Origin of the sequence: Adhaeribacter radiodurans (assembly GCF_014075995.1) — a bacterium.
Classification (GTDB): Bacteria; Bacteroidota; Bacteroidia; order Cytophagales; family Hymenobacteraceae; genus Adhaeribacter; species Adhaeribacter radiodurans.
The window spans coordinates 2,394,274-2,419,122 of the sequence record NZ_CP055153.1 but is presented as its reverse complement, the minus strand read 5'-3'; the positions used below and the strand labels follow the sequence as shown (position 1 = coordinate 2,419,122).

The window sequence follows — 24,849 nt, the reverse complement described above, 5'->3', positions numbered from 1 at the left end:
TGTTTTTACATAATTATGCTTATAAGTCTAGTATTATCTGACTCCATATTCATTAAGTAAATTCATAAAAATATAAGGCCTAAATAATATTCGCAGCACGGCTTTTTACCAATAAGGGTAAAAGATAAGGAATACTCTTTCTTCTACATGTCGTTTTTGTACAAGCGTAAATATTTTTAATACTATATCTTTGAAGAAAGTAAAAATCTTATTAGTTTAAGAGTACATGAAGGCCGAAATATTTAAACCAAGTCCTTTTCTTAGGCAATACATTGATAATTACATGCTGGTAGATATCAACTGGCAAGATACGGCTGCGCTGGCATCGGTGTGGCGGTTAATACCTTACGGAAAAATATCGATGCTCTTTCTGTACGGCGATGCCCATGAATATAACTTAATAGGGCCAACTGCCCCCATGCAAAAAACCCGGCAAGCTTTTATGGTTGGGCAGCTAACGCAGCCTATTTGGTTAAAATTTTCCGGTCATACCCGTTTAATAAAAATTCAGTTTAAAGATACCGGCGCGCAGCAATTTCTGCCCATGAACATGGAAGAATTTACGAATGTACCGAGCCTGGATTTAGAAGCCATTTGGGGTAAGTCTATTTCTTTACTGTTAGAGCAAATTTTTGAGGCCAACTCAGATGTGGAAAGAATAAATTACTTAAACAATTTTTTGGAAAATCGCCTGTTGCCCCAAAACAATCAGGTAGATTACGTAGATTATACGTTGGCTCAATTAAAGTTAAACCAAGGTAATTTAGCAATTAAAAGCCTGGAAGGGCAACTAGGTATCAGTACCCGGCAACTCGAACGGTTATTCCGGACCCGGCTAGGTTTATCGCCTAAGGAAATGAGTAAAATTATTCGGCTCAACTGCGCTTTTTCTAACCTCGAAGCTAACCCTACTGCTTCTCTCACGCAACTTTCTTACGAAGCGGGTTACTACGACCAAGCTCACTTCTCCCGCGACTTTAAGGGAATTGCAGGGGTTAGTCCTTCCCAGCTTTTTTCGCAAACTTCCCATGAATTATTTGTTACCCACGGGGAATGTTTTGTGAAGCAAAAGCCTATGAACTTGTCTCGGAAAACGAGCATTTTAGCAACTAAGTAATACTGCAAATATTTATAAAACAGATAGGCGAACCACATTTTTTTGTGTGTTCGCTTTTATCATTTTAATCCTAAACAAAAATTTATTTAGTTAATCATCAATTAATATCATGTCGTTTTTATACAATCATTAACTTTAGCGGTGTTCTATATTTGTATCATTCTAAATCACTAAAAATTTATAAAGATGCAAACCTTAACCACAAACCTTATTAACCCTGAGATTAGTGCTTACCGTAACTACCAGGGTGGATTTTTTAAAGTTTTAATTTCGCCGGAAGAAACCCAGGGCAACTTTGCGTTGATTGATATGACCTTACCGCAAGGAGTGGAACCTCCCGTACATTTACATTCGCGCGAAGACGAAACATTTTACCTTTTAGAAGGGGAAATTACTTTTTACGTAGGAGAAAAAGTTACTAAATTAAAGACCGGAGAATCTATTTTTGCTCCCCGGCAAGTGCCGCACCATTTTAAAATAAATACCCCCAGTGCCCGGTTTTTATCTTTAATTACCCCCGGTAACTTCCTGGAATATTTTATGCAGTTTAGTTTTCCGGCCGCCGAAGAAGTACAAGTAATTCCTCCTCAAGGGCCTCCACCCTCTGAACATATTGCGTTTATGATGTCGGAATTAAATCAAAAATACGGGGTATTATTTATATAAGCCTTTTTCAACCAGCCATTATTCTGTAAATATGACTAAAGCAACCATCCTTTTTAAATCACCGAATGTTTCGGTACTCCGGCCACCGGAAAATAAGGATGGTACGTTTACAATTAATCCGGCCAAGCTCGTTATTGGCAAAAAATCCGTATTACTGGAGCAGGATGCGGCAGAGCTACTAGTAAACTATTTACAGGTTATTAGCGCTTATTTTTATTCTTTTCAAAATTCAAAAAATATAATAGCAGGTTTGTTTGAGCAGATAGGCGTTATTTTAACAGAAATCTCGCTTAAACCAGGTCATTCAGTAATTACCAACGGCCAGATATCCCTATTAATTCAACAATTGGGCTGCCTCGACGAATGGCGAAAACAATATCCTTACACCCTTAAATAAATCTTATCTTATAAAAACTAGATTGTGCAAGTAAACAGCTAGCGCTGGCTGTTTTACCTTTCTAAATCTGGCAGAAATTTACTTTTTTTAAGTTTACCCACTCTTATCTAAATAAAACAACAACTATAAATAATACAAAAGCAGCTATTATAAAAATAATAGCCTGGCAGTCTTATGCCCAAAACTTACTAAATTCTAATTAATTCTTAAACTATAAAATTTTCTATAATCGTCATGAAATCAATTCTAACTTTTTGCACCCTCTTATTTATAAATGTTTTGCTTTTATTGAGTAGCTGCAAACACACCGAACCAGAAGCAAAAGAAACGTATGTACTCGATAACAACTCAGTTGCCGAATGGAAAGGCTCCAGTCCAGCCTTATTTCACGAAGGAGATTTTTCGGTAAGTAGTACTAACCTAAAAGTAGTAAATGCTAAAATAAAGAGTGGTACGTTTACTATTCCCATTGCTTCGATCCGGAATTTTGATTTATCAGAAGAAGTAAAACCGCAGCTTTTAAACCACTTAAAAAGTCCTGACTTTTTTAATTTAGCTTTGTATCCGGAAGCTTCTTTTACGATTGTGCAGGTAACGCCTTATACTGGCAAAGAAAGTACGGCCATTATAGGCGCTAACTACCTTGTAAACGGCAATTTTACTCTCTTGGGAAAAACTAACTCCATCAGTTTTCCGGCTAAAATAAATATAAATAACAAAAAGCTTACGGCGGAAGCTACTTTTACCCTCGACCGCACTAAATGGGGCATGAACTATGCCGCTGATCCTGCCTTAGGAGAGCATCATATTTTACCCGCAGTAAGCATTCACCTACTATTAAACGGACACAGATCTTAAGGGTAGGCATTTTAATGTAGGTCCTTCCGGAGAAAACTAGTGACCACGTGACGCTAATTTTTTCTCCGGAAGAACCTCATTAAAGTAGAATAACTAATTTCTAAAGGTGTTCCTTTCTTAACTTGAACGCATATTAGAATAAGTAAATTAAGACGTAAACAGTCTATTATTTATTTAAAAGGAGAGTTGACTGTAAGTCTTAAAAAAGTTTTTGCCGAAAAAATTCATGCGTTATTATAACTTTGTTTCCAGGGATTCTTTAAATTATAGTTAAAGAAAATTAGTAATTAAACTCACCTTTAAAATAAAATAGTAATTGTGGTGCCTTGGTTTAAGGTGCTGTTTACCAGAATTTGACCGTTAATATTATCGACCATTCGCTTTACAATGTACAAACCAACACCGCTGCCTTCTACGTGGTTGTGAAAGCGTTTAAACATAGTAAATATTTTATCCTGTTTGTCAAACGGAATTCCCAAACCATTGTCGGTTACTGTAAGAATTACCTTGCCATTTCCATGGTTTATTTTTACTAAAACTTCCGGAACTCTTTCTGGCGAACGATATTTTAAGGCATTACTCAGTAAGTTATATAAGATGCTTTTAAAATTCTTTTTAGATAAATTTAACCAGATATGATCTTCTCCCTGCACCTTGATGTTGGCGTTGGATTCAATAATCCAATTATTTAAATCTTGTTTCACACTTTCTACCACTTCAGAAATATTTATTTCTTCGCATCTTTCTGTATCGTTACTATTATTAACTTCTACAAAAGTGGTAAGGTCTTTTATGGTGCCGGTAAATCTCTTTAAGTCAGACTTTATCAACCCTATAATTTGCTGAGTCATTGGTTTATCGATAATTTCTTCTTCCACAATTTCCCCCAAAATATCAACTAAGCTGGCAATATTGGTAATCGGCGATTTTAAATCGTGCGAGGCAGAGTGAACAAAATCATCTAGTTCGTTATTTACATTCGTGAGAATTCTGTTTTTATTCTGTAAACTAATATTACTGGTATGGCTCCGTTCCAGTAAGTCCACGCTTTGTAAATGAAAAGATAGAAGTTCGGTAAATAACGAGAAGGTGCCAACAACCTTTGTATTGTTTAAATCGGCTGGTTTAGCATCTATGGCGCATAGCGTACCGAAGAAAGTTCCATCTTTTAAAATAATTGGAAAAGAGATGTAGCTTTGTAAACCGTATATTTTAGGAGTATGATGGTTACAAAAAACCGGATCTTCCGCTACATTATCAATAATAATGGGCTGGCGAATATCCCGGATTTCGTTACAAAGTGTTGTTTCTACTTTTAATTCTTCACCTTCTTTTAAGCCAAAAGCCACTTCATCCCGCACCTTACAAGCCAGCCACCTGTCATTTGTTACCCTTGCTACAGCGGCAAAACCCATTCCGGTTAGTTGGCAAATAACTTCTAACATGGTGGGGATAATCGAAATCTGCCTTACGGTCTCGAAATCTTTAAACAAATCGTCTTGAGAATTAATCATCTAAATAGCTAGTATTAAATTACTACGGTGGAGTGCTACGCTACAGGTTAAATAGCCCGACTGTTAATCAGCAGGAAAACCTAAATGGATAGGGAAAGGTTTCAAGGTTCTATTGCTTTAAGACCAGAAATTAGTATTACCAGATTTAACCGGTATTATTTTGTTTAAAGTATTTACTCGGTTACCAATTATTGGCATTTATTAAAGTTGTAGTTAACATTAGTTACTAGCCTAATTATTTAAATTTTGGCCTATTTTTTCTATTATAATTTATAAAACCTTATATTGTTTAAGTATTTTATGCATTTAACAGCGGGCAACAAGAGAAGAGATTTATATCTACAATACTTTCTTTAGCGGCTTTAGAACCAGCACCTAACCCCAACAGCGCTTAATTTCTTATAATTATAAATGATTTTCAATTTATAAGAAAGCTGAATAGTTGCTTTCCTAAAGACAGTAAAATTTATATTTTTAAACAGAAAGGATGATTTAATGCAAATCAGAATATAACAGGTATCAATCATCGTGGACAAGATTTTTATTTACTAAAAATGCTATTCTAATTTAAATTTCTTTAAGTGCATCTTTCATAAGCTTAACGATGAAAGTTATTTTATAGCCCTGTTACTATGGTGTATGGCGGCAACTGCCCCAGCGCAAAGTACCCAATTAGATAGTTTGGAGTTACTAATTATAAAAGCTGCTTCGGAAACAGCCCGCATTAATTTGATAAACCAAAAAATACGGCTGTTGACTCGCGTTAACCTGGATTCGGCTTAAATATTAAGTAAAGAAATTATTAGAAGGGCTCAATTGCTGCGCTATCATTACGGGGAAGCAGTTACCCGGATTAATCAGGCCAGCAGTTCCAGCATGAAAGGTAATTTCTCTTTAGCCGTTCTAAATTTAGTAACGGAATAGTAAAAGTAAGAGTGGGCGACAATGGCATGGGTATTCCGGATTCAATCAAACAGAAAATCTTACAACCCTTTTTTACTACTAAACCCACTGGGCAAGGTACTGGTTTAGGCTTGTCATTAAGCTATGATATTGTTATTAAAGGTCTCGGCGGGGAGCTGAAGGTGGAGACAAAAGAAGGAGAGTTCGCAGAATTTATAGTTATATTACCTATTGCTTAAATATTGAAAGATGACCCTACAAAAAGAACAAGCCTTACTTGATGCGTATGAGAAATTTATACAGCTAAATTTAGGCAACGTGCCCTTAGAATTAGCTCCTGGTCTTGTGGCAGAAAACATGATGATCTATGATACTGCCAAGGATGAAAGAGTGTTTTCATTAAAAGATTATCTGCAAATAGTATCCAATCAACGGGAACAATCAAAAGGTCATATTGTCCAAATTGCAGCAACTCCTGTATTTCACAAAACTTCAGCAAAGGAAGATGTCGCAACCATTGTCACAAAATTAATACTAAAAATAATGGTAGAGGGCAATCAGCATGAAATCTGTATTAGACTAACAACGGTAATGGAATTTCAGAATGAACAATGGCTGGCTGTTCATGTACATGCTTCTAAATCTGACGATAGATCAACAAGCGGGGGCACTTTGCATTTAAAGGAGTGGGAAAGTAAAAATGAGCAACTACAACAGCTGGTAAATGAAAAAACCGCTGACCTGGAACATAAAAACCGGCAGTTAGAGATTGAAGCCGCTTTGGAAAGAGTACGAGCCAAGATGATGGCCATGCATAAAAGTGAGGAGTTGAAGGAAGTCATTCAACTGATACTGGATCAGCTATGCGGGCTACAATTCAATATAGACTCAGCGAGCTTTGTGGTAGATTTTAGAAAAAGCCTTGATTTGCGAGTTTGGGTGGCAGCCCCCGGTCAGCAATACGCTTCCCTAATCAATCTTCCTTATATAGATCATCCAATATTTAAACGCTTGGTTGAAGCACAGGAGAAAGAGGAGCATTTTTATGCACTTACCTGCACAACGGAAGAGAAAAACAGGTTTTTTGATCATTTTTTTAAATACGCTCCGGTAACGGAGGAAAGAAGAAAAGTCATGTACAGTAGCACTGGTTGGACGCAATCATCTGTATTAATGAAAACAGTGGCCTTAAATATTTATAATTACTCCGGAATTCCTTTTTCCGAAGAACAGAATATTACGGTTTTACGATTTGGTAATGTCTTTGAACAAACCTTTACCCGTTTTCTCGACTTGCAAAAAGCTGAAGAGCAAGCCAGAGAAGCCCAAATAGAAACTGCACTCGAAAGAGTAAGAAGCTGCTCCATGGCCATGCAAAAAAGTGAGGAGTTAAGAGAAGTAATTCAGTTGGTGTTGGATCGGTTATGCGACCTTAATTTTAACATCCATTCAGCAAGTTTTGCGGTTGAATTGAACGAAAGTAATGATTTAAGGGTCTGGGTGGCGGCACCCGGCCAGCAATATGCCTCCCGGATTAATTTTCCTTATTTAAATCATCTAATATTTAACCGTTATGTGGAAGCAAAAGAAAAAGGAGAAGAATTTTATATACTTACCTGTACCAAAGAGGAAAAAAACAGATTTTTTGACCATTTTTTTAAATATGCACCAGTACCGGAAGATAGAAGAAATATTGTGTATAGTAGCAATGGCTGGGCACAATCTTCTATGTTAATGAAAACAGTTGCCCTGAACATTCAAAATTACGACGGCGTTTTATATTCAGAAGAACAGAATAATACCCTAAAACGGTTTGGCAAAGTGTTCGAGCAAACCTATACCCGCTTTCTGGACCTGCAAAAAGCTGAAGCAGGCGCCAAAGAGGCAGTAAGGCAAGCATCATTAGATCGGGTACGTGCCGAAATAGCCAGTATGCGCACCACCAGCGACCTGGAACGGATTACGCCATTAATTTGGAAAGAATTATCCGTACTGAATGTGGCATTTATCCGATGCGGTGTTTTTATCATGAGCGAAGAACAACAGCAAGCTCATGTTTATTTATCTACACCCGATGGGAAGGCCATTGCTGCCTTTCAGCTGCCGTTTAAAAATACAGAATTAATTGAAGGTGTATTGAGCCACTGGCGAAACAATCGAATATTCGTTGACCATTGGGATGCACAAAAATTTGCCGCCTGGACAAAAAGCTTAGTGGAAGCAAGCCTTATAAAAAAAGGATGAAAAATACAGTGCTGAAAAACCACTAGAAAACTTGTATTTACACTTTGTGCCTTTTTTGCAAGGCATGTTGTATGTAGGCAATACCGCACCACTTACCGAAGATGAAATCAGCCTGGTTCAATCGCTGGCAAATGCCTTTTCTACGGCTTATGCCAGATACGACGATTTTACAAAACTGGAAAGTGCTAAACAACAAATTGAAGCAAGTTTATCTGAGTTAAGAACTATGCAGTCGCAGTTAATTCAAAAAGAAAAAATGGCTAGCCTCGGTGAACTCACCGCAGGCATTGCGCATGAAATACAAAACCCTTTAAATTTCGTCAATAACTTTTCAGAAGTAAACCAAGAGTTAATTGCTGAGATGAAAGAAGAACTGGCAAAAGGTAATCTGGAAGAAGTAAAAGAACTGGCAGCTAATCTGGAGGAAAACGAACAAAAAATAAACCACCATGGCAAACGTGCCGACTCCATTGTAAAAGGTATGCTACAACACTCCCGCAGCAGTTCGGGCGAGAAACAATTAACAAATATTAATGCTTTAACTGATGAATACTTACGCCTCTCCTACCATGGCCTCCGATCCAAGAATAAGGATTTTAATGCCATCTTAGTCACTGATTTTGATTATAGCCTTGACAAAGTGGAAGTTGTACCGCAGGAACTGGGAAGAGTGTTATTAAACTTATTAAATAATGCTTTCTATTCCACCCAGCAGAAGAAAGCACAATTGAACGGCCAATTTCAGGCCGAGGTGAGAGTAACAACCTGCCGGACTAATGGGAAAGTGGAAATTAGGATCCGCGATAATGGTACCGGTATTCCGGAAAGTGTAAAACATAAAATCTTCCAGCCTTTCTTTACCACCAAACCCACCGGACAAGGTACCGGATTAGGCTTGTCGCTGAGTTACGACATTATTACCAAAGGGCATGGCGGTGAGCTGAAGATTGAAAGCCGGGAAGGAGAATATTCGGAGTTTACAATTTTGTTACCGTTGTAATACCAAATAGTAAAAAACACCTAAGGTTACTTTTTTTATTTTTCGAACTTATAAAAACCTACTACGCTTCAAACGTATTTTCATTGATCCCCAGCTTGTTTTTAGAGTGAAGTTCAACCGGGAATTCCCATAAATACCGGATATGCTCCAGCGTTTCTTGCGTACTTTCAATATCCAGTCTGCGATCTTTTTGAATATAATGCGTCAGGTATAATTTACTGGTTTGGTGCTGATCTATTTTAGTAACCTGGATGTTCGGGACATGAAAAGATCGGTCGTATTGGTTACTTAACTGTTCCCGGATTTTTTTGTAACCCCGCTCATTGTGGATGGATCCTATCTCGTACTCTTCATCGTTTTCGTTATCTACAATGGTAAATAATTTCATATCCCGGATAACTTTCGGTGACAGGTATTGTAAAATAAAACTATCGTCCCGGAAATTTTCCATAACATAATGCATCTGTTCCAGCCAATCTTTTTCGATCAGGTTCGGGAACCATTGTTTATCTTCTAGGGTCGGATTCTGGCAAATCCGTTTAATATCCATAAAAATATTAAAACCTAAGGTATACGGGTTCAGGCCCGAATAATATTTACTATTGTATTCTGGTTGGTATAAAACGCCGCTGTGGCTTTTTAAAAACTCCAGCATAAAGCCATCGTTTAAATAGCCTTCCTCGAAAAGCTTATTAATAATATGATAATGCGTAAAAGTGGCAAAACCTTCGTTCATTACCTTAGTGGCACCTTGGGGGTAAAAGTATTGCGCTACTTTTCTTACAATTCTAATAATTTCTCTTTTCCAGGCGGGCAGAGCGGGGGCGTATTTTTCAATAAAATACAAAATATTTTCTTCGGGCTCTTTCGGAAACTTCTGTTCTTCTCCGGGGCTAGGTTCCGGTAATTTTAAACCGGTAGGTAAGGTTTTCCATAGTTCGTTAAAGTTTTCTCTTTTAATCGTAATCAGCTTTTTCAGCCTTTCGTTTTCTTCTACCGACGATAAACGAGAAGGCTTTTTGTAATTATCCACTCCGTGGTTCATCAGGGCATGGCAGGCATCTAAAACACTTTCTACTTCGTCTCCACCAAATTCTTCTTCGCATTTTAAAATAAAATCACGGGCAAAAACCATATAATCTACTATTGTTCCCGCCGAAGTCCATTCTTTAAACAGGTAGTTGTTCCTGAAAAAGGCATTGTGTCCCTGGCAGGCGTGCGCAATAACCAGCAGCATCATACAAGTAGAGTTATTCTCCATGTTATAACTAATGCAGGGATTAGAATTAATAACCATTTCGTAGGAAAGCCCCATACGCCCTTTGGTATAGTTATTCTGGTTCAAGACGAAATCTTTCCCGAATTTCCAGTGCGGGTAAGAAGTAGGTAAACCCGTTAGCGAGTATGCATCCAGCATTTGCTCCGAGGTTACAATCTCTATCTGGTTCGGGTACGTTTTTAATTTCAGGTATTCTTTCCCGATTTTACTTATAATTTTATCTGCCGCTTCCAGGGTGTCATAATCCCAATTCGGGTTACAGAACAGGGCCCTATAATTTTCTGTATCCATTATTATTTACTTTTTTCCGCCTCTACCCTGCTTTTACATTATTTCTTTTCCGGAATAGTCCCTGGAAGACCGGCCATATGTCAAATACTTCGTTAATATGCCTGATGGCAAAGTTTTCGTCATTGCTGATTTGGTTGTAAGCCTGCCACAGATCGCTTTGTTTGGTCCGATTGTTTATTTCGATATAGGCCATGTATTGAATAATTGGTAAAATAGTTTCCTTTACCAGCTTTTTACATTCCAGGGCATCTTGTTTCGACCACACGTCTCCGTCGGATGCCTGGCAACAATACACATTCCAGTTTTCATCGTACCGGGTGCGAATAATCTGATGCATTAATTTTAAAGAAGGAGCCACTACCGTTCCGCCGCTTTCTCTAGAGTTGAAAAATTCGTCTTCGTTTACTTCTTTGGCTTCGGTGTGATGACGGATGAATACCAGTTCTACATTTTTATACAGCCTGGTAAGAAAAATATACAAAAGCGTAAAAAACCGCTTGGATATATCTTTCTCGTGAAAGCCCATGGAACCTGAAACATCCATAATACAAAACATAACAGCAGATGTAACCGGAATATTTATCCGTTCAAAATTGTTATATCGTAGGTCGATATCCTCGAAAAAAGGAATGGTAATAGACTGCCGTTTTACTTTTTCTATTTCCTCTGCCAAAGCTTCCTTTTGGTCAGGATGGTTACAATTGGCAAATTGCGCCTGAAGGTTCTGCAGTTTTTTATCTAATACCCCTTTTAAAGCTAAACGTCGGCCCAACGATTGCTGGAAGCTTGACTTGATATTTAAGCGGGAAGGAACGCTATCGCGGGTATAGCCTGCCCTTTTCATTTCAAAGGTTTCGGTACTTTCCATTAACTTTTTTACCATATTGGGAAGCGCCAGATCATCGAAAAAGTATTTCATAAATTCTTCCCGCGACAAAACTACGGTAAACTCATCTTCCGATATTTCCGGGCTGTTAGATCCTTTTTGGCCACCAATACCGCCCTCTCCTTCTTTTGGTTTAGGGATGCGGTCCCCTTCGTTAAATCGGTCATTGCCTGGCTTTACAATTTGTTTTTTGCCGGTTTTAGGATCATGCTGAAAGTTAGGTTCTTTTAATCCCCGAACGGGTACTTTTACATTGCCCCCCGTATTGCTGTCTTTAATGCTTTCCTGGCTTATAATATCCGGAATAGCCCTTCTGATTTGGCCCTCCACCCTTCTCAGGAACTTTTGCCGGTTACCCGTAGATTTTCCTTTATCATTTTTTCTTCTATCAATTATATGGCTCATGCGTCTAAAATTAAAAGTTATGAGTTATGAGTTATGAGTTATGAATTACAATTAAGGAGTCCGGATTGTATGGGGTGGGTACTTAAGTAAAAACTATAGCCCGAAATGAACTCCTACCAAGAGCTTGATTAAAGTAATGAGCAATAAATTGATTCAATATGGTGCAATCATCAACTCATTACTCTTAACCCATAACTCTTAACTGCTAAGCTAGTGTTTTTCTAACGCGCATAAACCAATCTACCAGTATCCGGATTTGCTTATCGGTATAGCCTCGGTCTTTCATTCTTCTGGTAAAATCACGGTGTTTCTTCTCGTCTTCTTCGTTGGTTTTTACGGTAAAGGAAACTACCGGCAACAGGTCTTCGGTATTGGTGAAAATTCTTTTCTCGATAACGTTTTTAATTTTTTCGTAGGAATCCCACCGCGGGCTTTTACCGCTGTTATTAGCCTTATGCCGCAAAAAGAAATTAGTAACTTCGGCCCGGAAATCTTTTGGATTGGCAATACCCGCCGGTTTTTCAATTTTCTCTAATTCATCATTCAAGATTCTGCGGTCAAGCATTTCACCGGAGTCCGGATCCCGGTAATCATTATTTTGCATCCAGTGGTCGGCATAAATGACATACTTTTCAAAAATATTCTGACCATAAGAACTGTACGATTCGATATAGGCTTTCTGAATTTCATCGGAAATAAATTCGGCGTATTTACTGGCCAACAATGATTTTATCAGATGCAAATACTTGGTTTCCGTTTCAGGCGGCAACATCATTTTAATTACTTCCTGCTCCAGTACATACAATAAATGCACCGGGTTGGCCGCAATTTCCTCGCTATCAAAATTGAAAACCTTTGATAATATTTTAAAAGCAAATCGGGTAGATATTCCTTGCATTCCTTCGTTTATACCGGCATCATCGCGATATTCTTGGATAGACTTGGCATTCGGATCGGTTTCCCGTAAGGTTTCTCCGTTGTAAACCCGCATTTTAGAATAAATAGAAGAATTTTCCGGCTCTTTTAACCGCGACAACACCGAAAATTCGGCTAGTAACTCAATGGTTTTAGGAGCACAAGGCGCATCGCGGAGAGAGCTATCCCGGATGAGTTTTTCATAAATTTTAATTTCTTCACTTACGCGCAGGCAATAAGGCACCTGTACTTTATAAATTCTGTCCAGAAAAGCCTCGTTCTTTTTATCATTCAGGAATTTAGCCCATTCTGATTCGTTGGAGTGCGCCAGAATAATGCCATCAAACGGAATAGCGCCAATGGGTTCGGTGCCTTTATAATTCTTTTCCTGAGTGGCGGTTAAAAGTGGGTTAAGTACCTTTATGGGCGCTTTAAACATTTCTACAAATTCCAGTAAACCCTGATTAGCCAAACAAAGACCACCGGTATAGGAATAGGCATCCGGGTCGCTTTGCTGGTAATCGGCCAGTTTACGAATATCCACTTTGCCTACCAGGGTAGAAATATCCTGGTTGTTTTCATCGCCGGGTTCCGTTTTAGATATTGCAATTTGTTCCTGGATAGAAGGAAACAAACGGATTACTTTAAACCGGTTTATATCGCCGTCAAACTCCCGCAGCCTTTTAGAAGCCCACGGACTCATACAACTAGGAATGTAACGCGCCGGAATGTGGTACTCTTCTTCTAACTCTCCGGTATAATCGGCAAATAAACCCAGCGGGCTCTCGAACACCGGACTTATTTGATCACCTGCCTTTAATACGTAAATGGGGTTTTGCTGCATCAGGTGCTTTAATTTTTCGGCTAAAGAGCTTTTACCCCCACCTACCGGCCCCATCAAATATAAAATTTGTTTTTTTTCTTCTAAGCCTTGCGCCGAGTGCCGGAAATAAGAAACAATCTGTTCGATGGTACTCTCCATCCCATAAAAGTCCTTAAAGGCTGGATAAATTTTAATCTTTTTATTGGAGAATATCCTGCTAAGCGCCGGGTCCTGACGCGTATCTAATATTTCCGGCTCCCCAATTGAATCCAGGATTCTTTCAGCGGGCTTGGCATACACTTTCGGGTCCTTCTTACATTCCTCCAGGTAAGCCGCCACTGTCATTTCATTCATTGAGGCACTGTAATTAGTCTTAATTTTTTCTAAAATGTTCATGTTGGTAATCTTTAAATTAACATTCTCAGAAATACTTTACACCGTAGACTATTTAACAGCTAATCAACTCAATTATTTACATAACAAAGGTTGCTGTTAAGCAACTAATCTATTTTTGGGCATATAAAGCGCTTTTTGTATAAAATACCTGTTGTTTCTTAAGTTACAAAAAATATATGTAATGTGTAATATGTTCATTGTTATATTTATAACGCTTTTAATCTATTTTTTAACATACCAATTCAAACTATACTTTCAGACTTGTTCCTTTATTGTTCTGTACCATGCAACGAAATGGTAAAATCTGTAATTAGCCTGAATACGAACACTAGGATGGCTTTAAATAAGTTCTTAAACCCGCTTGTTTGATGTTTGTCTCCGCTTTTAAATAGTCTAGACTTTGTTCATCAACAGAACACCTGATTAAGTTATTCTAGATTAGGGAACAAATAGTAAATTTAGAATGCCAGTAGAGTTAACAGGCGAATTGCTGGAAGGTAAAGTTTTAAAAACTGTAGTGTAGAAAGAATGAAGCTATATTAATCGAAAAGAGATAATTTCTATTCCGAATTTTTAATTATATTGAAAGGATTCTTGTAGCACCCAAAGAGCATTTAGTTTAAGGCAACTAAGTCCTCAAATAATAACCAATAATTCAATTTTAGATAAAAGTACTTTCCCCATTTACGAATAAGCTTAAATCATGTAATCTGATATTTACAAAATTTCAATAGGTCCATGAAAAATCAATCTTTGCTCCATTCCTGGTCTTCTTCCGCGAAGCAATTGGTTCAACCCCAACGTTCATCGGATGTAAAAGCGAAGTATCCTGCCCCATCCACTCTACCTTTCAGTAACGACAAAAAAGCAAATCGCTTACTTTCGATTGATGCGCTACGAGGTTTTGATATGTTGTTGATTGCCGGCGGTGGTACCTTTCTGGTGTTAATGAAAGATAAAACCGGATTGTCTTGGATAAATTGGATAGCCGATCAATTAACCCATCCGGCTTGGCACGGATTTACTTTTTACGACTTTATTTTTCCTTTATTTCTATTTCTGGCCGGCGTGTCGTTGCCTTTTTCCCTGAACAAGGGCTTGGAAATGGGAATGAACAAATCAGATTTATACCGCAAGGCTTTCTGGCGGATGGTAATTTTAATTGTCTTGGGTATTTTAGATAAAAATGCACCTTTTCCTTTTTTCGAACCTTCGCAAATAAGACTTGGTAGTGTTTTAGGGCGAATTGGTTTAGCTGGTTTTGTTACCACTTTACTGTATCTAAATTATTCCTGGCAAAAGCGTTTAACTGTTGTAGGTATCATACTAATTTTATACTATGCCGCTCTCTTTCTTATTCCTGTGCCCGGTTATGGTGCCGGTAACCTGACTTTTGAAGGAAACCTGGTAGGCTGGATCGATCGTACTTTCTTACCCGGCCGGTTATTGCAAAAGACTTACGATGAATTAGGCCTCCCAACCCAATTTCCGGCTATTTGTCTTACTATATTAGGGGCTATGGCTGGCGATATTTTACGAACCACCTGGTCAGAAAACCGAAAAGTAATTACGCTTTTGCTGGTTGGTATTGCCGGAATTATTTTTGGTCTTCTCTGGGACTTGCATTTCCCGATTAACAAACACCTTTGGTCCAGCTCTTTTATTTGCTTAACAGCAGGCATGGCTTTTATTTTTCTGGCCGGTTTTTATTTAATTATTGATGTCCTTAAGTTCCGAAAATGGGCTTTCTTCTTTATGGTAATCGGGATGAATTCCCTTACCGTGTACCTGTCTTACCGGTTCATTGATTTTATGCATACTTCAAAACTGCTTTTTGGCGGTTTATATGCACCTCCTCCAGAACCCTGGCACGAGGTTTACCAGGCTTTTGGGGCTATGTTACTCGTGTGGTTCTTCCTGTATTTTCTATATCGGAATAAAATATTCTTGAAAGTTTAAATTCGGTAAAGATTTAATGTATTAAAGCAAGATATAGCACACAAGTTCTTCTAATTATTTACAGCCTTAATCAAAAATTAGCTTTGGTTAATCACAAAGGTTATGCTTATCGGCGAAATTTCATAAATATTACTACTGGCGCGAGCGTCCACGCTCGTGTCTACTATCTGGTAGGCCTCTGGCCGGGCGAACCGATAAACCTATATACAAAGGATATACAGATAAATTCCAACCGGCCAGAGGCCGGACGATCTTCATCACGAGCGTGGACGCTCGCGATATAAATGTTATAAAACGTATTTCAATCGCCAATAAATTTAGTTCTGCAAAAATTCACGGAGTTTTAGTAAATACCTGCTGATAATGAAGAGAGGGCTGAAGAATACCGCTGCTTTGGTCGTAAAAATCCTTACCTAACTCAAATACGCCATTGTTCACTTTGTTCCAGGAAGCATTTGCCGCTGGGTTATACCCCATCATGGTTTTCCAGTTTTGGTAATTCATGTTACCGTTGGTTTCCATTAACCCCATGTTTATACCCGGAAAAGGAGTAACCCGCGCCGCCAGGTTCTTATGCCAATCTACTAAAATGGGGTTTACCGTTAAATCGGCACACAGGCATGGCACACCCCGTTCTTGAGCGAGTTTGGCTACTTTCATCGAAAAACTTAAAGTTTTAGCTATTCCTTTCAAAACCAAAGCACCGTAACCTTGCTCCAACCTTCTAATAGCGCTGGCTTCGTCGTGAACACTTTCATCGCCGGCAATGGCAATACCCAGGTCTTTTACATTTTCATCGTTTTTTTCATTTAGCGGTTCTTCGGCAAATAAGATTTGTTCGAATGCGCCTATTTTTTTAGCATGATCGAGGTAACGTTGAAACGTTTCCTTTTTCTCATAGCGCGCATTGGGATCGATGGTGTAAATTAGTTTACCATTAGGCGTATGATCGGTCCGGAGATTCTTTAAAGTAGCATGAATTAAAGTAAGACGTTCCATGTCTTTTTGTAACATTTCGGCTTGAGAACCCGGTGCACCACTTTTTATTTTAAAGACAAAATAACCTTCCTGAGCCGCCGCTTTCAAATCGTTCGTGGGCATACCATAGGGCACCTGGTACATAATGGCTATTTTGTTGCTGCGCGCCGATAAAGCCTTTTTATAAGGCTCCGGAACCATCTCATCGAAATTTTTAAATTTATTTTCCGCCGTATACAAAACCCAGGCCGCATTGTCCAGACTTACCAAAGCGATATAAGTAAAAATAGGGCTTAAATCTTGCTTGCCGGTTATCTGTTTACCTAACCGCATCGCTTCCGGAAATATCTTTTGGATTAGTTCTACCGGTGTTGAAAAAGGGGTTTGCTTTACCAATTGTAAGGCTTGTTCGGTTAAAGCATATTTTAAAGCATTGCCGCCAGCCTCGGAATGAGCAGCAAATAAATCGGCATCGGCGTATAAAACGCTCTGGGTAGCCAAGCCAATGCCGCTATTACCCGAAGCTGTTTCCAGTTTCGTTATTGTTTGCCATAGCTCAGTTAAATACCCCCCTTTAAAACCAAATGGGCGCACCAATTTTTCACGCTCAAAATTAGAATCGGTACGGGTAACTTGTATTGTTTTGAGAGCGTATTTAATTGGGCTGGCAAATGTTTCCAAAGGAATAGTATTAGCGGTTATCAAGGCACTAGTTAACTTTACAAAATCGCGTCTGTTCATTAATTAGTAGTTGCTCGTTCTTAGTTGTTCGTTGTTCGACTAATAAGATTCAGGTTTTCAGGGTACTACTTTAAATCATGCTCTTAACTAATTTCGTTGAAGTACTTATTTACTAATGCTTATGCTTGGCTTACTCCTACTTCTCCGGAGAGTAGTTCCTTAACAAATTCATCGTCCACCAGGTCAGGGTATGCGGCACATACCCGCTCAATTTCTTCCATTTGACAGGGCGATAATTCTTCATCCGGATTTAAGCACCAAGTGCCGGCTAATAAACCTTGGCGGCGTAGAACTTCGTGAATACCCGGTATACAACCTTGAAAATGATGCGCCGGATCAAAAATGGCGGCATTCATATCAATTACGGCAATATTCTTGGTTAACAACTCTGCTAATCCTACTCCTGCCTGCTGCTTAACTGTTTTTACTTCGGTCAGCAATTCAACTGCTTTTTTGGTCCAAACGGCCCAATGGCCTAATAAGCCACCCACGAAATCTTTTTCTAGAATTTCACCTGCTACTCTAAAACGATAAGTAGTTAGCAAATCAGCGATAATGTTATCATCGTTGCCGGTATACAAAGCAATTTCCTTCCGGCGATTGGAAGAGCAAACGGCCCGCACCACATCTAAAGTCTGGTACCGGTTAAAAGCTGCTACTTTAATGGCATGTACATTTGAAATTTGAGCAAAGGCATACCAGAAATCATAACTAAAAATCCTGCCGCCGACACCAGGCTGCAAGTAAAACCCAAATACCGGAATAATATCTGCTACTGCTTTCACCCGCTCCAAAATTTGCTCTTCGGTCCAGCCTTGTAAACCACCCATGCTCAATAAACCTAAATCATAACCATGCTTAACGGCTATTTGCGCTTCTTTCAGGGCTTGTTCAGTTGGGCCTACTAATCCGGCAACTTTTATAATAGGTCGATTTAATTGGGCAGCTGCCACTTCTTCGGCGGCCAGGCGCAGTACCGTTTCGTACAGATTTACCTTCGGGTCCCGGATTTCGAATTGGGTAGAATGAACCCCTACGGCTATTCCACCGGCACCACTTGCCAGGTAGTAACGGGTGAGTCCACGTTGGCGTTCTTCGTCTAATTTCTTTTCCTGCGTTAAGGCTAAAGGATGCGCCGGAATAACCGTGCCCTCGTGCAATAAAGTTTTTATCTCGGGTTTTAATTCGTATGTTTTCATATATTAAAACTTACCTTGCCTTTCCTGAAAATGAGTAGGTTTATTGTAAATTTTGCCTCCGCCCTGCAATCAGGTAACCGTTATCTCCATCATTTGGCGCAAGGTAACGCGGGGGTAACCAAACAACCAGTGCGCTTCCGAAGCATTGCTTAATAAGGCAGTGGGTTGTACTTCGTTTATGAAAGTTGGTTCTTTGCCCAGGAGTCCGCCAAATTGTTCAGCCAGCCATTTAACAGAAACAGTTTCGGGACCGGTTACATTTAAGATTTTGGTCGGAACACTACAATGCTTTAAAGCCCGGAGAGCTATTTCATTAGCGTCGCCCTGCCAAATTACATTTACATTGCCGGTGGTTAAGTCAATTGACCGTTCCTCGTTAACCGCTTTTGCAATTTCCAGCAGTACCCCATATTTAAAATCGATGGCGTAATTCAGCCGGTAAATAAGCGTAGGAGTCTGGTTTTTTTCGGAGAAGTACTGGAAAATGCGCTCCCGACCCAAACAAGATTGACCGTATTCGCCCACCGGCCCGGTAGGATAATCTTCGGAAGGACCGCCCGAACTTACCGGGCTAAAGGGATATACATTACCCGTGGAAAAAGCCACAATCCGGGAATCTTTATAACGTTCCGCCACCCGGTCCGGCAAATAAGCATTCATGGCCCAGGTAAAAGGTTCTTTTCCGGTGGTGCCAAACTTAGTACCCGCCAAGTAAAGTACGTTGGCCGCATCGGGCAGCGCCGCTAAATGGCTTTCATTTAGTAAATCGGCGGCAATAGTTTCAATTCCTTCAGCTTCCAGTTCGGTTTGGGTCTGAGGGTCTGAAAAACGGGAAACTCCTATAATGCGTTTTTTTACTCCGGCTAAATCAATTGCTTGCCTGGCTAAGCGCGCCATACTTGGGCCCGTTTTCCCACCTACTCCCAACAAGATAATATCCCCTTCCAGGTCGTACATGTCGGCTATTAAAGCTTCCGAAGGTTTTAGTAATTCTTGTTCTAATAATTGTAAATCAATCATATAAAAGCTACATACTATTTTAAGAACAACTCGTTTATATTACTGGCGGCCAATAAAATAAGGATCAATAAGCCTAAAGAGCCAAATATTTTCATGGTAACTGTATTCTTGAGCTTACCCATTAAGTGGGCATCGTTGGCTACAAAATAAAGAGCAATGCCTATAAACGGTACTAAGAAAATAGTAACGCTCTGAGCAAAAACAATCAACTCCAAAGGCAATTTCCCAAAAACAATCGCGATTATGGCTCCAATAATCATTACCAAGGCAATAAGTAATCGTACCATTTGGTTGTTCAATTGGCTACCATAACCTAAGGCATCGCCCAATAAAGTACCACCTACACTGGCATTACCTACCAGCGAGGAAAAAGCTGCTCCAAACAAACCCGTTAAAAACAGGATAGAAGAATATTTACCAAATAGTGGTTCCAGTGCTTTGGCCATATCGGAAGCGCTTGTTACCGGAATGCCTTTGGGATGTAATACCGCAGCCGCACATATTAAAACAATGGCACTCATTAAACCCAGAATAAAAATACCGGGTATACTATTGCTATCTTTTTCTTTTATTTCCGGGTTTAGTTTAATCCGCTCCTGCACCAGGTAGGATTGGTAAAAAGCGCCCACAATGGAGAAACAGGAAGCCGTAAAGGCAATTACCAAACCTAAGGAACCCGCTGGAATAGAAGGTACAAACCCGCTGGCTACTCCCGATAAACTGGGCTTAACCATAAACAAAGTAGTAATAAAGGCAAAAAGCATAAGGGCAATCAGAAAGATCATTAGTTTTTCCAGTACCTTATAAAAACTCCGGAAAAAGAGTAAGGCAATGCCTAAAATATTAAAGAAAACAATCCAGATAACCGGTGAGGTACCGCTGGCTTCGGCAATGGAAATACCTACCCCCACGGAATTTCCCGCCTGGAAAGAAGTAGTCACAAAAAACACCCCAATGCCTATAGCAATGGCTGCCGCTTTCCCCCATTTAAGCCGGATAGTACTTAACAAGGATTGCTGCGTAGCTACTCCTATCCGGGCGCTCATGGTGGTAAATAAGGTCATAAAAAAAATAGCTACCACTACTATCCACAAAAGCGAATAACCATACACCGCCCCTAATTTAGAGGTGATGGTCATTTTACTCGGTCCAAAAACCAAAGCGGCTGTAATAATACCCGGACCCAAAGACAGCAAACCTTTTTTTAAATAGTTTATAATTTTGGGGGTATGGGTTCTACTGGCAGTGCTATTCTCTGGTTGGTCCGTAACTTTAATATCCATCCGATTTATGATTAGGAGGTTTAAGATGTTGTTTTCTTATTAAATTAAATCTATGTAGTGCATTAGGTTAAACTAATAATGATTGTAGTTTATTAATTTTTCGTTAGTTGTTTACTTATTCTATGTCAATGGAAATAAAGTAAAACTAACGGGTACATGCATCAATATAGAAATTATTTAAATAAAATTTGGCCTATCTATTTACCCCTTTAGGTTAAAAGAATTTTAGAAAAATAATTAAAACATTAAAAGCAATAATTATATAATTTATAAGAATAAGCTTAACTTGGAGAACTAATTTCAACCTTTTCTTTTAAGTTAATAAGGTGAAAGCAACCAAGTGGACTTGGCTTAACCTTTAATATAAATTGAACTCCCCGTTAAGCAAGGCACCTGCTCTTGTTTCTAATCTTCTTGAGCTGTTTGAATAGAAGGATAACCTTGCTATATTAAAAATTTTGCCTTAATTTTTAATCTAAGGCTTTAGATGGTTTGGGTCATAGTTCTATTTAAATCAGATTAGCTATATACGTTTTCATTTTAGTAATTCCTATTTCACAGGTTAATGAAAACTCTTTTACTCATTTGTTTAATTAGTTTATTCCTTCTAATAAACAATCAGTATATAAGTTTCGCTCAAACAGGAAAACTTCGTTTCGAACACCTTACCACTGCCGATGGATTCTCTTCCAATACAACTTGGAGAATGTTGCAGGATAAGAAAGGTTATCTGTGGTTTGGTTCATACATGGGTTTGGACAAGTACGATGGATATTCGGTTAAAACGTACAAAATGGATCCGTTTGATCCTACATCGCTTATCCACAACTTTGTTTCTGCTTTATATGAAGATAAAGATGGTTTAATCTGGATAGGAACAGCCGAAAGTGGTATAAGTAGATTTGATCCAACCACCGAAAAATTTACAAATTTTCAGCCTACTCAGCTTAAAAACAGTTTCGTACCAGAATTTAGATCGGTTTCGGTGATTAACAGTGATAACGAAGAGCTGCTTTGGATAGCTAATTGGGGCGGTGAATTACGTCGATTTAATAAAAAAACTGGTAAATTCTTGGCAAGTTATGAAATAGAGCCACCCTCCATTAAGGGAAATAATAGTTCCTCTGATTTCGCTATTTTAAGTTCTTTCAAAGATAAAAGCGGAACATTGTGGTTTGGTGGTAAAACTGGTTTACATCAACTTATTCTCACCCCCGAAAAGAACGGTGCTCCCAATAAGGTCAGTTTTAAACATTTCCATCATGATTCCTTCAATCCAAGCAGCTTAAGCCATAATTATGTAACTAGTATATACCAAGACCATACTGGGGTACTTTGGATTGGAACTGATGGCGGAGGTTTAAACCGGATGGATCCAAAAACAGGTGCCTTTACCCATTTACAGCACGACCCACAAAACTCTTTTTCTTTAAGTAATAATTTTATTGGCCTCTCCAGTATTGCGGAGGATTTAGCGGGTAATCTATGGGTAGCCACGCAAAACGGTTTAAACCGCTTTGATCGAAAACAAAGTAGATTTACGCATTATTATCATGATACCACTGATCCTTCCAGCCTCAGCACCAATTTACTTTCGTATCTCTTCCTTGATCGGTCAGGAATTCTGTGGATAGGATCCAATTCAAGTGGTATAAACAAATTGGATCCTCATCAAAAACCATTTAAGCTACTTCGAATTAACCAATATCTGCCTAATTCTTTAAGTAACAATTTAGTTACTTCTATTTGCGAGGATAAAGAGGGCGTTCTTTGGATTGGCACCCAGAAAGACGGCTTAAATGCTTTTGATAATAAAACAGGTAAGTTTACCCAATACCGACATGACCCGAACAACCCCCAAAGTATTTCAAGTAACAACGTACAACCCCTCTTGGTAGACCAGTCTGGGATACTTTGGATCGCAAGTTCCGGAATGCTATCTCAGTTCAACCCCAAAACCGGAAAATCTAATCCTATAATTAAGGGTTTAGACTATGTTATTACCCTTTACGAAGACCCTCATGGAATTATTTGGATAGGCACTAAAAATGGGATTAAAGGCTTCGATCCTGTAACCCGAAAAATAATTCATCATTACGGGCACGATCCCAAAAACTCCCAAGGGTTAAGTGATTACGAAGTCTATACTATCCTAAAGGATAAAAAAGGTGATCTTTGGGCAGGCCACGGCAGTGTTGGTGTAAGCAGATTAGATGCTAAAACAGGTAAATTTAAACACTACCTACCTAACCGGCTCGATACTACTAGTTTAAGCTCCAGTATTGTTTTTTCTATTTATGAAGATTCAAGGGGAAACCTCTGGTTTGCCACCTTGGGTGGCGGTTTGTGTAAATTCAACTTTGAGCAAGAAAACTTTACTACTTACACCGAAAAGCACGGTCTTGGTAACAATACAGTTTTCTCTATTCTAGAAGATGAAGGCGGTAATCTGTGGTTGGGTACAGGTAAAGGGCTTTCCCGGTTTTCACCTACTCAGAAAACATTTATTAATTACGATTATAGTGACGGTTTGCAAGGTAATGTATTCAGTATAGGAGCTGCCTTTAAAGGGAAAGATGGAACACTTTACTTTGGGGGAACAAATGGCCTAAGTTATTTCCAGCCAAGTTCCATAAAGCCTAATAATTACTTACCACCAATTGTAATTTCCCAAATAAAAGTTTTTAATAAACCACTGGTAGGCAAGCTCCCAAAAAGAGATATTGAGCTTAAGTACCGGGAGAATTTTTTCTCTTTTGAATATGCCGCTCTCAATTATACAAACAGTCAGAAAAACCAATATGCTTATAAGTTGGAAGGAGTTAACTCCGATTGGGTTTATTCCGGATCTCAGCGATTTGCCAGCTATACCAATATCGATCCTGGCACCTACATCTTCCGCGTAAAAGGTTCTAACAACGATGGAGTTTGGAATGAAAAAGGTACTTTTATCCGTATTATCATACATCCTCCCTGGTGGCGAACTAGGTTGGCCTATGGATTCTATTTTCTATGCTTTTTAGTTGGAATGTTTGCCTTAGACCGTTTTCAGAGGCGGAGGATAGTACAAAGGGAGCGGAACAAAGCCAGAAAGAGAGAACTAGAGCAAGCCCACGAAATCGAACGGGCTTATCATGAGTTAAAACAAACGCAACAACAACTTATCCAAAAAGAAAAAATGGCTTCTTTGGGTGAACTCACTGCTGGCATAGCCCACGAAATACAGAATCCTTTAAATTTTGTCAATAATTTCTCAGAAGTAAGTACCGAGCTGGTCGAAGAATTAAAAGAAGGGCCTTTCCTAAACCTGCCATTCTCAGAAAAAAAAGAAGCAGAAGTAATTTTGAATGACCTGGAGCAAAATTTAGAAAAGATACAACATCACGGCAAACGAGCCGATTCCATCGTTAAAAGTATGTTGCAACACTCCCGTGCATCAAGTGGTGAGAAACAATTAACCGATATTAATGCAATAGCTGAAGAATACTTGCGTCTCTCCTATCAAGGCGTAAGAGCAAAATACAAAGATTTCAACGCCAGCTTAATAACCGAATTGTATAGCACCATCGGGAAAGTTGAAGTGGTACCCCAGGACCTGGGAAGAGTACTACTTAATGTATACAACAATGCTTTTTACGCCACCCAGCAAAAGAAAACTCAACTAAATGGCCAATACCAACCGGAAGTAAAAGTAAGCACCTGCAATCACGATGGAAAAGTAGAAATCAGAGTGCGGGATAATGGCACTGGAATACCTGAAAATTTCAAGCACAAAATTTTTCAACCTTTCTTCACTACTAAACCCACTGGCCAGGGAACGGGTTTAGGTCTCTCCCTTTCCTACGATATTATTACCAACGTCCATAATGGTGAATTGAAAGTAGAAACCGAACTAGGTGCTTTTACCGAATTTATTATTATATTACCCCTAGCTACTAAAACCATTATAGGCTAAAAACCGCCTTTCAGATTTAG

Annotated in this window: 19 protein-coding genes; 10 read left to right on the top strand and 9 right to left on the bottom strand. The window is 39.0% G+C overall.

Features of this window, described 5'->3' with window-relative positions; translation table 11 throughout:
- Positions 1-226: 226 nt before the first annotated feature.
- From HUW48_RS09990 to HUW48_RS09975, 4 genes are all read left to right on the top strand, one after another.
- Entirely contained in the window at positions 227-1,117 is an 891-nt protein-coding gene (locus HUW48_RS09990) for an AraC family transcriptional regulator (protein WP_182415529.1), read from the top strand.
- Positions 1,118-1,303: 186 nt separating this feature from the next.
- Positions 1,304-1,783: a cupin domain-containing protein gene (locus tag HUW48_RS09985; RefSeq protein WP_182415528.1), complete on the top strand. Its 480-nt coding sequence runs from the start codon at positions 1,304-1,306 to the stop codon at positions 1,781-1,783.
- A 31-nt stretch (positions 1,784-1,814) separates the two neighbouring features.
- Positions 1,815-2,180, top strand: a complete 366-nt coding sequence (locus tag HUW48_RS09980; protein ID WP_182415527.1) for a hypothetical protein — start codon at positions 1,815-1,817, stop codon at positions 2,178-2,180.
- A gap of 234 nt (positions 2,181-2,414) precedes the next feature.
- The gene (locus tag HUW48_RS09975; protein WP_182415526.1) at positions 2,415-3,038 is read left to right on the top strand and encodes a YceI family protein; all 624 of its coding nucleotides are present in this window, start codon (positions 2,415-2,417) and stop codon (positions 3,036-3,038) included.
- 299 nt (positions 3,039-3,337) lie between these two features.
- Here the strand turns inward: HUW48_RS09975 and HUW48_RS09970 are convergent, their stop codons facing one another.
- Positions 3,338-4,552, bottom strand: coding sequence for a sensor histidine kinase (locus HUW48_RS09970; protein ID WP_182415525.1), 1,215 nt, complete (start codon positions 4,550-4,552; stop codon positions 3,338-3,340).
- 639 nt (positions 4,553-5,191) lie between these two features.
- Here HUW48_RS09970 and HUW48_RS09965 point away from each other — a divergent pair.
- The 4 genes from HUW48_RS09965 (at position 5,192) to HUW48_RS09950 (ending at position 8,699) form a co-directional block, all read left to right on the top strand.
- Complete coding sequence (locus tag HUW48_RS09965) at positions 5,192-5,335, top strand: hypothetical protein (protein ID WP_182415524.1); 144 nt, start codon at positions 5,192-5,194, stop codon at positions 5,333-5,335.
- A gap of 137 nt (positions 5,336-5,472) precedes the next feature.
- A complete protein-coding gene (locus HUW48_RS09960) occupies positions 5,473-5,694 on the top strand; it encodes a sensor histidine kinase (protein WP_394368473.1) in 222 nt (73 codons plus the stop codon).
- A 10-nt stretch (positions 5,695-5,704) separates the two neighbouring features.
- Positions 5,705-7,699: a nuclear transport factor 2 family protein gene (locus HUW48_RS09955; RefSeq protein WP_182415522.1), complete on the top strand. Its 1,995-nt coding sequence runs from the start codon at positions 5,705-5,707 to the stop codon at positions 7,697-7,699.
- Between the two features lie 31 nt (positions 7,700-7,730).
- Complete coding sequence (locus HUW48_RS09950) at positions 7,731-8,699, top strand: sensor histidine kinase (RefSeq protein WP_317173785.1); 969 nt, start codon at positions 7,731-7,733, stop codon at positions 8,697-8,699.
- A 61-nt stretch (positions 8,700-8,760) separates the two neighbouring features.
- Here the strand turns inward: HUW48_RS09950 and HUW48_RS09945 are convergent, their stop codons facing one another.
- The 3 genes from HUW48_RS09945 to HUW48_RS09935 form a co-directional block, all read right to left on the bottom strand.
- Positions 8,761-10,269 (bottom strand): SpoVR family protein, encoded by a 1,509-nt coding sequence (locus tag HUW48_RS09945; protein ID WP_246343810.1) that lies wholly within the window; start codon positions 10,267-10,269, stop codon positions 8,761-8,763.
- 22 nt (positions 10,270-10,291) lie between these two features.
- Positions 10,292-11,560 (bottom strand): YeaH/YhbH family protein, encoded by a 1,269-nt coding sequence (locus HUW48_RS09940; protein ID WP_182415521.1) that lies wholly within the window; start codon positions 11,558-11,560, stop codon positions 10,292-10,294.
- A gap of 205 nt (positions 11,561-11,765) precedes the next feature.
- Positions 11,766-13,694 (bottom strand): PrkA family serine protein kinase, encoded by a 1,929-nt coding sequence (locus HUW48_RS09935; protein WP_182415520.1) that lies wholly within the window; start codon positions 13,692-13,694, stop codon positions 11,766-11,768.
- 738 nt (positions 13,695-14,432) lie between these two features.
- Between HUW48_RS09935 and HUW48_RS09930 the strand changes: the two genes are divergently transcribed.
- Positions 14,433-15,653: an acyltransferase family protein gene (locus HUW48_RS09930; protein ID WP_182415519.1), complete on the top strand. Its 1,221-nt coding sequence runs from the start codon at positions 14,433-14,435 to the stop codon at positions 15,651-15,653.
- A 132-nt stretch (positions 15,654-15,785) separates the two neighbouring features.
- Here the strand turns inward: HUW48_RS09930 and HUW48_RS27260 are convergent, their stop codons facing one another.
- The 5 genes from HUW48_RS27260 to HUW48_RS09910 all read right to left on the bottom strand — a co-directional run bounded on the left by HUW48_RS27260 (position 15,786) and on the right by HUW48_RS09910 (position 20,874).
- Positions 15,786-15,914: a hypothetical protein gene (locus tag HUW48_RS27260; protein WP_262891505.1), complete on the bottom strand. Its 129-nt coding sequence runs from the start codon at positions 15,912-15,914 to the stop codon at positions 15,786-15,788.
- Between the two features lie 72 nt (positions 15,915-15,986).
- Entirely contained in the window at positions 15,987-17,372 is a 1,386-nt protein-coding gene (locus HUW48_RS09925; RefSeq protein ID WP_182415518.1) for an enolase C-terminal domain-like protein, read from the bottom strand.
- A gap of 119 nt (positions 17,373-17,491) precedes the next feature.
- Entirely contained in the window at positions 17,492-18,571 is a 1,080-nt protein-coding gene (locus HUW48_RS09920; protein WP_182415517.1) for a dihydrodipicolinate synthase family protein, read from the bottom strand.
- A gap of 69 nt (positions 18,572-18,640) precedes the next feature.
- Positions 18,641-19,591 carry an NAD-dependent epimerase/dehydratase family protein gene (locus HUW48_RS09915; RefSeq protein WP_246343808.1) on the bottom strand — a complete coding sequence of 317 codons (951 nt, stop codon included), beginning with the start codon at positions 19,589-19,591 and terminating at the stop codon, positions 18,641-18,643.
- A gap of 14 nt (positions 19,592-19,605) precedes the next feature.
- A complete protein-coding gene (locus tag HUW48_RS09910; RefSeq protein WP_182415516.1) occupies positions 19,606-20,874 on the bottom strand; it encodes an Nramp family divalent metal transporter in 1,269 nt (422 codons plus the stop codon).
- Between the two features lie 565 nt (positions 20,875-21,439).
- Here HUW48_RS09910 and HUW48_RS09905 point away from each other — a divergent pair.
- The gene (locus tag HUW48_RS09905) at positions 21,440-24,829 is read left to right on the top strand and encodes a two-component regulator propeller domain-containing protein (protein WP_394368458.1); all 3,390 of its coding nucleotides are present in this window, start codon (positions 21,440-21,442) and stop codon (positions 24,827-24,829) included.
- The last annotated feature ends 20 nt before the right edge of the window (positions 24,830-24,849 follow it).